Origin of the sequence: Methanoculleus sp. UBA291, from assembly GCF_002499755.1 — an archaeon.
GTDB lineage: Archaea > Halobacteriota > Methanomicrobia > Methanomicrobiales > Methanoculleaceae > Methanoculleus > Methanoculleus palmolei.
In genome coordinates this window covers 1-11,640 of sequence record NZ_DANC01000011.1, presented here as the reverse complement: position 1 = coordinate 11,640, position 11,640 = coordinate 1, and the positions used below count along the sequence as shown (strand labels likewise).

General features: G+C 59.9%; 11 protein-coding genes and 2 pseudogenes. 11 read left to right on the top strand and 2 right to left on the bottom strand.

The window, feature by feature from the left end:
- A pseudogene (locus BP737_RS02535) lies at positions 1-200 on the bottom strand (hypothetical protein); the annotation flags it as partial.
- A 7-nt stretch (positions 201-207) separates the two neighbouring features.
- Complete coding sequence (locus tag BP737_RS02530) at positions 208-1,341, bottom strand: hypothetical protein (RefSeq protein WP_292408109.1); 1,134 nt, start codon at positions 1,339-1,341, stop codon at positions 208-210.
- A gap of 580 nt (positions 1,342-1,921) precedes the next feature.
- Here BP737_RS02530 and BP737_RS02525 point away from each other — a divergent pair.
- From BP737_RS02525 to BP737_RS02475, 11 genes and pseudogenes are all read left to right on the top strand, one after another.
- A complete protein-coding gene (locus BP737_RS02525; RefSeq protein ID WP_292408112.1) occupies positions 1,922-2,374 on the top strand; it encodes a pre-peptidase C-terminal domain-containing protein in 453 nt (150 codons plus the stop codon).
- 19 nt (positions 2,375-2,393) lie between these two features.
- Entirely contained in the window at positions 2,394-3,203 is an 810-nt protein-coding gene (locus tag BP737_RS02520; RefSeq protein ID WP_342685863.1) for a winged helix-turn-helix transcriptional regulator, read from the top strand.
- Positions 3,204-3,622: 419 nt separating this feature from the next.
- Positions 3,623-4,048: a hypothetical protein gene (locus BP737_RS02515; protein WP_342685862.1), complete on the top strand. Its 426-nt coding sequence runs from the start codon at positions 3,623-3,625 to the stop codon at positions 4,046-4,048.
- Between the two features lie 80 nt (positions 4,049-4,128).
- Entirely contained in the window at positions 4,129-5,151 is a 1,023-nt protein-coding gene (locus tag BP737_RS02510; protein WP_342685861.1) for an ABC transporter permease subunit, read from the top strand.
- Positions 5,152-5,158: 7 nt separating this feature from the next.
- The gene (locus BP737_RS02505; protein ID WP_342685860.1) at positions 5,159-6,178 is read left to right on the top strand and encodes an ABC transporter permease; all 1,020 of its coding nucleotides are present in this window, start codon (positions 5,159-5,161) and stop codon (positions 6,176-6,178) included.
- Positions 6,179-6,192: 14 nt separating this feature from the next.
- Positions 6,193-7,335, top strand: coding sequence for an ABC transporter permease (locus BP737_RS02500; RefSeq protein WP_342685859.1), 1,143 nt, complete (start codon positions 6,193-6,195; stop codon positions 7,333-7,335).
- A gap of 352 nt (positions 7,336-7,687) precedes the next feature.
- Positions 7,688-8,446 carry a DUF6345 domain-containing protein gene (locus BP737_RS02495; RefSeq protein ID WP_292408130.1) on the top strand — a complete coding sequence of 253 codons (759 nt, stop codon included), beginning with the start codon at positions 7,688-7,690 and terminating at the stop codon, positions 8,444-8,446.
- A gap of 9 nt (positions 8,447-8,455) precedes the next feature.
- A complete protein-coding gene (locus BP737_RS02490) occupies positions 8,456-9,424 on the top strand; it encodes a hypothetical protein (protein WP_292408131.1) in 969 nt (322 codons plus the stop codon).
- Positions 9,425-9,461: 37 nt separating this feature from the next.
- Positions 9,462-9,995, top strand: a complete 534-nt coding sequence (locus tag BP737_RS02485) for a hypothetical protein (RefSeq protein WP_292408134.1) — start codon at positions 9,462-9,464, stop codon at positions 9,993-9,995.
- 205 nt (positions 9,996-10,200) lie between these two features.
- On the top strand, positions 10,201-10,812 hold the full coding sequence (locus tag BP737_RS02480; protein ID WP_292408136.1) for a hypothetical protein: 612 nt from the start codon (positions 10,201-10,203) through the stop codon (positions 10,810-10,812).
- Positions 10,813-10,820: 8 nt separating this feature from the next.
- Positions 10,821-11,640: pseudogene (locus BP737_RS02475) on the top strand (hypothetical protein); the annotation flags it as partial.

Here is an 11,640-nt window from a genome sequence, read left to right as displayed (position 1 = left end):
ACCTCCGTGACGTTGACGTCGAAACCTCTCACCGGAATCGCGGAAGCGTTGATCGGGATCGCGACGTCCCCCCGTTCGTAGTGGAGGACCGCCGGGGTAGGCGTGACGTTTTCCGGCATACCGGTCTCCGCCGGGTCGGTGCACCCGGCCCCGAACACCAGGAGGGCCAGCGCAAAAAGGAGAAAGAGGGTCTGTTTCATCCTGTCACTACCAATTGAAAGTATTGAGCCGAACCCGTGACGGGTTCTGGATGATCTCCACCTGGCAGTACCGCATGATCTCGGAGGGAACCTCGGTCGAATACCATGGCTCCAGGCTGATGCTCATGGGCGTTCCATAACTCCTGTATTCCATGTCATAGAAGAGCGTATCGCTCGGTACATCGTCATTGTCGTCGATACGCCAGCCTTCAAGGGCGCAGGCGACGAGGCACCCCGGCTGTGGTTGCATGCAGTTCGTCGAGAGCGAGCTATATTGACCCGTTGTATGGTCGTAGATGGTGATAGACCAGAGGTTGAGATCGTCGGCCCGGTAGATGCGCCCCCTCATCGTATGCCCGGCGGCGGTGTCGAACAGGGGCCCATAGTAACTATCCTTAAGGTCGGGACTGCATGCCGCCCAGGCCTGCCCCTCCCATTGGTGGGTGGACCCGTTGTAGCACACTACCGGTTGCAACAGGTATCTCTTTGACCCGGCAGTCCCCCGTATGATGTTGAAGAGGTAGATCCTCTCATTAGCCTCAAGGCCCGAAGGCGGGCCGGACGGAACCTTCCAGTATGCCGTATACTCGGTGATATCGGCGTCTGGTTCATCTTCCGCCGATTCTATCCAGTCATTACCGGTCCACCCGAGCGGCGCCACGGTTTGACCGGAGGCTGCGGTTTCGTCGATAACGGTCAGGATCAGTTCTCCGGCGGCATCAAGGACGAGGGTCTGATCTCCCTGGTGATACACCCTTGCGTCGTTCGGGAGTTGATGCAGCCGGGTGCAGGATTTTTCAACGCCTGCCGGTGTGGGCAGTTTTCCGGACTGTTCGTCGTTGATCGAGAGCAACTGGTTCCCGTCTTCGTCGAACACCCGGGTGATCCCGTCGGCTGCGTGGACAATGATCGAGCCGAACGGTATCCCCCCTTCTGTCCGACCGTCCGTGATGCGCTGCTCCGCCCGGGGGCTTAACGCCTCGGAGATGGCTATCGTCTCGATCGATGGGTCGGCATTCAATTGTGGAGGTGCGTACCGGTCAAGATCGATCCCGGCGCCTTCGGTTTCGATTGCGCTTGCAATAGGCACAACTCCAACACTCACCAGCAGCAGTGCCAGGAGCAGGGAGAATGCCTGCATTCCAGTTTTTCTTTTCAGGTGTTTCAACTCCTTCTTGTTTACCGGAGGCAGGAGAGGCACACAGGTTAAGTACCTGGAATGCGTACATTCCTGTTGCCTCCGGGCATGCGGGACGTTCACCCATCCGATTCCCTGCTGGCCGGGTGAACCTCCGCACCGTTGCAGGCGTCGCACGCGGCACCCACAATCTTTCTCTTGGTCGCTCCGGGATAAATCAGTTATGGGCCAAAAACCGATTTTTCACCCGGCTCTTTCGAAAAAGAGCGACAATAACGCCCTGAGATCCCGTACATGACATCACCTCCGGCCAGGCGTACCTCACCGGATCGCCATCAGATAGCGAGCAAACCGTCGGTCAATCGTCGTTACCGATAGGGAGTTCCCTCCCCCTGTCCGCCGCGCGCGGGACTGGCGAGCGGCCCCGTCCCACACCGATCTCTTCAGATGCGGCAGCGGTGGGCGCAATATGGCCGCGATGAGACCCGGGTGCTGTCGCCTCCGGGAAAAAGGCAAGAAAGACGAGAATAGAATTGATGTTTGGCCCATAAAACTCATAAACATGGATCACAATAATCCATGCATGGCATCGGCAATGAGCAAATGCGTGACTCTCGCCCTGCTGCTCGTCGTTGCCTTCCTTGCCGTGCCCCCGGCGGCGGCAACGGAGGGGGGCGGATACACCGTTCGCCCTTCGACATCGGACGATCCGGTGACGACCCAGGGGATCTCCGACAGCATCGAGCAGGGCGAGACCAACAAGCACCAGTTTTATGTCGAAGACGGGGTTGCGTGCCTTGAGGTGTACCTGGACTGGGGCTCAACCTCCGACTCCCTGACGTTGACCGTCTACGCCCCGTCGGGGAGCAAGATCGGTACATTCCGCGACAGTAGCGACGGAATGACGGATGGCAAGATACATATAGACATTGACCCGGATGGCAATCATGTGGACCAGGGAACCTGGACGTTCGATGTATACGGCGAGAAGATATCCTCCCAGAGAAATTACACCCTCGCCCTCTACCAGCACTAGACCGGGCAGGCTTCTCCGGTTGCTTACCCTCTCGATCCTCTTTTCGGTGCTGCTGGTAGCGGTTGCCGATGCCACCGAATACACGGTCCGGCCTTCTCAAAATATCGGAAAGGAGCCCGGTACTTCTATGTCGGGCGAGACGGTGCAGGAGTGCGAACCGATACCGTTCTGGCTCTTCCTGCTGCTGTGCCTGTTTCCCCAGCTGACGGCGGCCCCGATCGAGACTCTCATTCCGTTAAAGGCCACCGTTGGGTACCTCGGGTATACGCGAATCCACAGGGGGAACGCTCTCGACAGCCAGCGGAGGCTCGCGATTCTCAGTTTCATCAGGGCAAACCCGGGGCTGCATCTCAGAGAGTTGATGAGAAGAATGCCCATCGCAAGAGGGACGCTCGAGTACCACATAAAAAAGCTGGAGTCCGGGGGTCTTTTGAAGTCGGTGCCGGAAAAGGGAAGGCTTCATTATTTCAGCGCAGACCAGCACTACTCGACCGAGGAAGAGACCCTTATCATCGCGATGGAGAACGCCATTTATAGGAGGATCATAACCCGGCTCTATCTGAACCGGAGTGCCCGCACCGCAGACTTCGCAAAGGAGGCGCACCGGTCCAACGCCACGATTTATGTGCACCTGAAACACCTGGAGAGCCTGGGCATCGTAACATCTGAGAGGGTGGGGCGGTACGTGCAATATACCCTTACCGACAGTTATTCCCGTGTATTGAGAGAACACCCGAACAGTTACCGCGAACCTCTTCGGTTCCGGTGCACCATGATGAACGAACCGGTCTCCTGCATGAGAATTACCTGGACCGGAGGTCGTATATGATATTTTCCTCCACAAAGGGCCTTTCTGTACCCTCTGTTTTCCAGATCCGGGGGGCGTTCGCCACAATGCCGGACGCCTCTCGTGACGGCGGGCGCGCGCTCCCCTGCAGCCGGCGTTCCGGAGCGGCATCGGAAGACCCGGCCCCGGTATCTTTCGGGTCCGCCCATCTCTCCCTTCGGAGGCCGCCGGGCGCCTGATAGAGTTGAAGATTGTCCTAGAAACGGTATATAGGATAACAACACAGTCTCGTGTGGTGATACCGCATGCGGTATCCCGCGGGGGCCGGGGTGCTTGACTGGTATCAAATCCCGGCTCCCATACTGTGCCCGGAGGGCACTAGGGCTGTTGGCTCCCATCGGGGATAGCCGTTGCGGTTCCGTGTTCCTCCGGGTACCTTCCAAAAAACTGGAGGAACACACATGACACAGAAAAAAAGTCCACATATCAGGCCCGTGCTCATGGCCCTGCTGCTTGCGGCCATGGTTGCCGTGCCTGCGGTGAGTGCGTACTCTGCAGATGACTTCACAACGTCGGAAAAAGATACGGATCCGACTCGAATTTATTACTACGCCGAGACCCACGTGACAGAGGTGATGGATGAGATCTACATCCAGGCAAACCTCTGGTATCGACCGAATAGTGCGTCGCCAAGCGACCACGTTGAGAGCACCCCCATGGAGCACTACTACAACCTGGATAACGCCGGTGCTTATGGGACGTACGGGTCCGATTCGGCTCAGCCCGAAGCGGGACAGTATCAGGCCCGGAGTTACCGTGCATTGGTCGAGAACGGCGTTGTATCGAAGAGTTGGTTTAATCAGGACGGCTGGACCATAGTGCCATAATGTGACGGCCGGCGGGTCTGGTGCGGTGCCGCTGCTTCCCGTAACCTGCGGCCCCTCCGCCCCCCACAAAGCGCGAGACCATGAACGGTGACAAAACCTCTCCAATCCGGAACAACCGGTCGGCCGAAAGCGGCCTCCTGACGGTGGCCCGCAAGGAACTTACCGACCACCTGACGAGCCGGACGTTTCTCGTCTTTGCGGCCCTGCTCGTCGTGGTCTGCCTCCTCCCGTTCCAGGAGGGTCTCGGCGGCTACCACGCGACGGCCGAGGCATACGCCGCCGGTCCCGTCGTCCACCCCGGGGGTATCGTCGATGAGTTCGGTTCCAGCCCGCCGAGCGCCGCGGACGTCTACTCCCGTCTCCCCGGTGCGCTCTCGACCACCGGGGCGATCCTGGCGATCGCCATGGGGTTCGACCTCGTCTCGCGGGAGCGGCAGAGCGGTTCGCTCAAACTGCTCCTCGTCCGGCCGGTCTTCCGGGACGAGATCATCACCGGCAAGGCGCTGGGGGGACTTCTCGCCCTGGCGACGCTCGTCTTCGCCGGGCTTGCCGTCTCGCTGGGAATCCTCCTCGTCGACGGGATCGTGCCCGACACCGACGCCCTGGTCTCGATCCTGCTCTTTGCGCTCGCAACGGTTGCGTTCCTGGCGTTCTACTTCAGCCTCGCCCTGACGATCTCGACGGTGGTTCCCCGGACCGGGAAGGCGTTCCTGTGCGCGCTGGTGACGTTCTTCATCTTTACCGCCCTTGTCCCGACGGCGGGCGCGGTTGCAAAGGACGTCGTTGTCGGGGGTTCCCCTCTCCCGGGCACGAGCCCCGACGAGCGGGGAGACTACCAGACCCGGCTCGACCTGCTGAACAGCGTCGTAACGGCCTTTTCCCCGCAGTGGAACTACGAACTGGTTGCAAAGAGCGCCCTTGAACCGCGGCTCACCGCCTATCAGTTCCTCGAAGGGCACATAACGCACCTCCCCTACGACGGGACCGCACACCCGACGGACGCCCTCGCGCGGTTCTGGCAGAACGCGCTGGTGCTCTTCACGGCGCCGTTCGTGCTCTTCGGGATAGCCTACCTGGCGTTCCAGAGGATGGATGTCCGGTGATGCGCCGATGAGAATCGACCTCTCCCGTGTGGCAATCATCGCGCGAAAGGAGTTTGCCGACCACCTCACCGACCGGACGTTCCTCCTGGTGCTCGCGCTCCTCGGCATCCTGACTCTCCTTGCCCTGGAGCAAGGCCTTGCCAGCTACACGCACCAGATGGAGCAGTATCTGGCCATTCTGGAGATGACGGCGCACTCCGAACACCTCACTACATCGCCGCTCGTGTCCTCGCCCCCCGCGCCGGTGCTGCGGACCATCCTCAGTATCATGGGGCGCTCGTTCCTCCTCTTCAGCCCGCTGCTTGCGATTGCCGTGGGGTTCGACCTCATCTCGGGAGAACGTACGACCCGGTCGCTCCGGACGCTCCTCTCCCGTCCGGTCTATCGCGACGAAGTCATCACCGGCAAGGCCGTGGGCGGCACCGCCGTGCTGGTCTTCGCATCCGCCGTGCCGTACCTCCTGGTGCTGGCCGGGGCGCTCGTCGCCGGGCTTACCGTCACGCCGTACGATGCGGCGATCGTGGCGCTCTACTGGGGCGCCCTGGTCTTCTACCTGCTCGCATACTTCGGCGTCGCCGTTGCCTTCTCCGCGTTCAGCGAAGACGGCGGCCGGGCGCTCGCCTGGACGATGGCGATCTTCATCCTCTTCTCGGTGATTGTGCCCGTCGCTGCAGAAGATGCGGCGAACTCCGCCGCCAGCTCCTACCCCTACCCGGCGTGGCCCGGCGACAACCCCACGCCGGACGAGGTGCAGCAGTACCTGGAGGAGCGGAGCAGCCGCTACGCGGCGTACAACGGCGTCAAGAACACCATTCTGGCGCTCAGCCCCAACGGCAACTATGAGACGATGGTGCAGATGCTGAGGTCCCTCCATTCCGGCGGCGGGGACGGGGAAGCCGTTGCGGAAAAACCCGGTCTCGAAGATGTGCTGGGCCGGTTCTGGCAGAATATCGTCGGTCTCGTTGCGTTCCCGGCGATCTTCCTCGCCGTCGCCTATGCACGGTTCATGCGGATCGACCTGCGATAGTATCTGCCTCAGGAATGAAAAATGACAACAATCCGGTATCTTCCGATGATATGCGGGGCCGCCCCGAAAACCCGGTCCCCGCCATCCGGGACGAGACATACGGGCGGAGGCGGCGGCCCGTGACGTCCGGCCTCTTCGTCGTGCTGCAGAAAGAGTTCGTCGACCAGGTGACCAGCCGGCGCTTCCTCAGCATATTTGCGCTGTTCCTGATCATCTCCGCGATCGGCGTCCACGACGGCGCGGAACAGTACGGCGATATGCTCGCATCATACGCACAACGGATGCAGTCCGTCTCCTCCGACGCCCCGGGGTATATGCCCGAGAAACCGTCGCCCCTGCTGGTATTCACGAAGATGGCCGACTACTTCGTGATGTTCGGGGTCTTCCTCGGCATCGCCATGGGGTTCGACCTCGTCTCCAAAGAGAAAGAGACCCGGTCGCTCAAGATTCTCCTCTCTCACCCGGTCTACCGGGACGAGGTCGTGAACGGAAAAGCACTCGGCAGCGCTCTGGCCCTGGCAATCGCTCTCGGTGCGACGGTCGCGGTATCGGTCGCCATCCTCCTCGTTATGGGCATCGTACCCACCATGGACGAACTGGGTGCAATCCTGGTCTTCGCCGTGGTCTCTACGATATTTGTTCTGACCTACTTCTCGCTGGCTCTCCTGATGTCCACCGTCGCGCCGGACAGCGGAACGGCCCTTATCTTTACGCTGATCGTCTTTCTGCTCATCGCGTCGGCGATACCGATCTTCGGATGGACGGCCGCCGAGACGATTGCCGGTCCGCCTCCCGAACAGCCAGCCGGGGCCCAGGAAACTCCGTACACCGCGATGAATGTCGATCCGGAAGAATTCAAGCAGTACGAGCGGGAGATGCAGTCGTACTGGGAGAAGCGGGCCGCGGCGTCGTCGCTGATCTCGCTGCTCTCCCCGAACGTCAACTACCAGAAGGCCGCAACGGCCGTCACCAACCCGAAGATCGCCATGACTATGGACAACAATCCCTACTCGTTCACCGAGGGGCCGCCGGAGACACAGCCTGGCCTGGACGAAATTCTCGATAGAATATGGGCGAACATCGTTGCACTCGTCACGCTGCCGTGCGTATTCTTCGCCGCTGCATACGTGAAGTTCATGCGGATAGATATCCGGTGACGACCAGGCGGTCGGCCAGCAAAGAACGCGTGCACGCCATCTCTCGCAGGCATCCTGGGGGAAATCCCGCGGCCCCAGGCTGAAATGCCGGCGGTTCCGCCGGTCTCCACCGTTCCGGAGCCTTCAGGCGCTCTGACGATTAGGGGTTTGGCACAGAAAAGGTATATGGAGGAACGTCGACGTCTCGATCGGGGAAGCCGCACGCGGTATCCCACGGGAGTCCGGCCCGGTCGTGGGGACTGTACCCGGACTCCCATACTGTGCCCGGAGGACATTAGGGCTGTTGGCTCCCATCGGGGATAGCCGTTGCGGTTCTGCTTTTTTCCGGCACGTGAATTTGGAGGTAGAATGAATGAAACAAAAAGTCAAGATACGGCTCCTCCCTCTACTCGTAGGCGTGCTGCTGGCAAGCGCCGTGGTGGGGCCTGCGGGCGCGTATTATTACTGTTACGCAGAGTGGGTGAACAATTACAGCAGTAACCCGGATTTTAGAGACCTGGACCACAATGATGAAAACGCGCAGGGGTTTTACTACCAGCTCGGTGGTGACTCATCCTGGTGGGGCAACTATATCTATGGCGATGGTCAGGCCCTGGAAAGACACTGGAAAGATCCAAGCAAGTCCGGGAACGGTATAGATTATATTTACGCGGATAAGGCGCATTTCGCGTTTTTTTCAGGCCACGGATACGATGACGGTTCAGGATTTGCGTTTGGTACCAGCCAGGACGATTTCAAACTGCATTACAACGACGCTTTGTGGGGAAATACGCAGATGGACTGGATCACTCTCGACGCCTGCCGTGTTCTGCGTGAAGACCGGCACACAAACTGGTACAGCGCATTCGATGGCCTGCACTCGATGACCGGGTTCCATACGAATTGTTACGATGTCACGGACAGGGGTTCCGTCTTCGTACACCGGCTGGTCGGCACGTGGACCGTCCAGCCGATCACCACGGCGTGGTTCGTGGCGGCGAAAGACACCGAACCTTCGACCACGTATGCGGCGGCCCTTGCCCGCGACAGATGCTGGTCCGACTATGTCTACGGCCACGGGAGCCAGGGGGCGCCCGGAACGTCGTTCCTCTACAGCAAGTATCAGTGCTGAGGTGATCCTATGAACACAAAACTGATCTGGGTAAGTATCGGTATCCTGGCGCTGCTGGGAGTCATCTGCGCCGCCGGCATACCCCTGCTTCTCGGAGACGGCCGCACGCCTGCCGATCCTCTTCCGGGGAACCATTCCGACCTGCCGGGCGGCATGAAATCGGCGGGTGCCGCAAACCTCACCTGCACCGTCTCCGTTGCGTTCCCGTCGACTCCTGAAGCGGTTGTCCTGTATCGGGTGGTGAAGCCGGAGGTCACGACGGAACTCGTCTCCTCGATGGCGGAGAAGATGGGCCTCGAAGGGACGGTACGCGAATCTCAGGATCAACTGGTGCTCTCCGACGACCCCTACTCGCTGGAGGTTCATCTGAAGTCGGGGCGCGTCGTCCTGATCGATATCCCCCGCTGGATGAACCCGAACGACAAGGATCTGCCGGAGACCCTCCCCTCGGACGATGAAGCGGTTCGGCTCGCGACGGAGTACCTGGAGAAGACGGGGCTGCTGCCCCCCGATGCAACGCCGTCCGGCGTCGATCATCAAGAGATCGCGAGATACAACGAGAAGGGCGAGAGGATCGGCACCGCCTACGAGGAGATTTCGGTCTCCTACTCCCGCACGATCGACGGCCGGCCGGTTGTCGGTTCGAAACTGACGGTCGAGATCGGCGGCGGCGGGGATATCCTGAACGTCTACAGACTCTGGAGGGACTACGCCCCGGAGAAGGAGGTGGCGATCGTAACGCCGGAGGAGGCACTTGAAGAGTTGAAAGCCGCCGGAGTGGCGGAGGGCCGGAGCGCGGATATCGCCGGGATCGAACTCGGCTACTACGAGGCCACGGCGACGAGGGAGCCCTCCCATCTTGTCCCGGTCTACATCTTCACGGGCAAGGTGCAGGACGAGACCGGGGAGGAGACCACTTTCGTCCGCTACGTCCCTGCGTCTCCCGAGTTCAGGGAGGAGATCCCGGCGGTCAAGTGACCGCTCCCGGCCTCCTTTCCTTTTTTGGAGCAAGTCCATGAAGAAGATCTTGTATATTGTCATCGCCTGTGCCGCCGCAGCTGCACTGATCCTGGTTGCCGCACCGGTGCTGCCGGAAACGGTCCCGGAGAACCAGACGGCCCGGCCGACGGACGCCCCCCGGGAGAAGATTTCGTTCATTGAAGTCCACGCTCGCGGGGGCGGGAGTACCCTCCTCTATCCGGAAGACCCGCGATATTCTGCCCTCGAAGCGGAGTGCCGTGAGCAGATCCGGTGTATCTCTGCCCAGTATAAGACAGGGTTCTCCCGGGAGGAACTGGACGCCATGAAACGGAACGCCACCTACGTCGCGATGCATTTCCCGGTTTCAACAACATGCGAGACGAGTTACATCGTCGACGGATCGCCGAAGGAGATCATTGTAAACGAGGCAATATTCTTTCTGGATCTCGAGGACCGGCCGGAGACGATGATCATCACACGGGCGGAGAATGAAACCGGTGTCTGGGACACATCGCGTGATCGCAGGGAGTTCCGGGACCTGGTCGCACCGATCGTGCGGGAGTTATAGAGATGAGAGGCACGGGTTCCATTCAGATAGAACAGCGTGGATGTCTGAACGGTAGTATCCCGCGGGGGCCGGGAAGTTCGATTGCCATCGTACCCCGGCTCCCACAATGTGCCCGGAGGGCATTAGGGCTGTTGGCTCCCATCGGGGATAGCCGTTGCGGTTCCGTGTTCCTCCGGGTACCTTCCAAAAAAATGGAGGAACACACATGAAACAGAAAGAAAAGCCCACATATCAGGCTGACACTCAAACCTCTGCCGCTCACCGGCACGTCCCCCAGGATGGGGACTGCCACTTGTCGGCAGGCGTGTACCTGCCCTTCATGATCGGTTATTCCCGCCACGGGCTTCCCGACTGCGGGGGCGGTTCGGGGTCCTGGTACAGCGCCGAATGCCAGGAGAACATGATGATGCGGTATGCCCGGACCCGGAAATGCCTCGCACATCTCCAGACACTGGCGGGCTGCTACTGGATGGAGAGGGAAGGTTGCCCCGAGCACTGCTACATCGAGGGGACCTTCGACCTGGACTTCTACCTGACGTTTGTCAAGAATAGCGAACAAGGACTCAGCCATGCGGTCTGCGCCGAGTTTTTGGGAGGCAAGATGAAGGAGTTCTCCAGCTGGAAGTTCTACCAGTTTGGCAACCTGGATATCAGGCCCGGGAACTGGCAGATGCCCTACGGGACAAAAACCGAGGATACGAAGGTGACGATCTACGAGATAACCGGAGTGATGACCTGTGCTCTCCCCGACTATAAGCCAGAGTCACCTATAGCGGTATTTCTGATTGGTGAAAACGGCGCCATCACCTCGGAGTGAGAGGAAGAATGGCAAGGTCCGTTGCACGAATCATCGCCGCTGTTGTCGCAATCGGAGTCGTCTGTTGCGCAGGAGCGCTGATCGTAGCCGTGCACCTTCCGGACGGGGACACCCGTCCGGAGATCGGGAACGTGACGCCGGAAGGGTCGCCGACAGAGTCGAACCTGCCCGGGAATATAAGCCGGAATGAAACGCCGAACGAGGGATCTGAAGAAGTACCGGAGGTTAGGAACATGACATCGAAAGAGATCTTGGAGCGTGCCCAGGAGATCCAGGCATCCTGGTATCGGTCGAGCACCGTGGAGCGAGTGCTGAAAGAGGCGAATATGACGCCGGAGGAGTTGCCCGGCGACGTAACCGAAGAACTGAAAAACACCGTGCAGTTTGAAGATATTATCCGAACGTGGGAGTTTGATTCCCAGAACAAGCAGGTCGTCATCTATGCGTCCCCCGCCCTGAATGAAGAGCATGAAAAAGAGTTGAGTGTTGTTCAGGGCAGGCGGGTCGGCGATTGGACCTTTACCATTATCTGGGAACCCTATGTGCCCTCATTCGTGAGGCGGGCGCTGGATGCGGCGAATATGACGCTGGATGAGTTGCCGGACGAAGTGAAAGAGGAAATGGGAAAAACCGTGCAGATTGGAGGCGTACGGAAGTGGGAGCTTGATCCCCAGAACAACCGGGTCATCGTCTATACGTACTTTTCCCGGGATGCCGAGCATGAACAAGAGGTGCAGGCCGTTCAGGGCAGAGAGGTCGCCGGCTGGACCTTTAACGTCGTTCAGGAACAGTATGTGCCTGCAGCCGTGAGGCGAGCGCTGAAAGAGG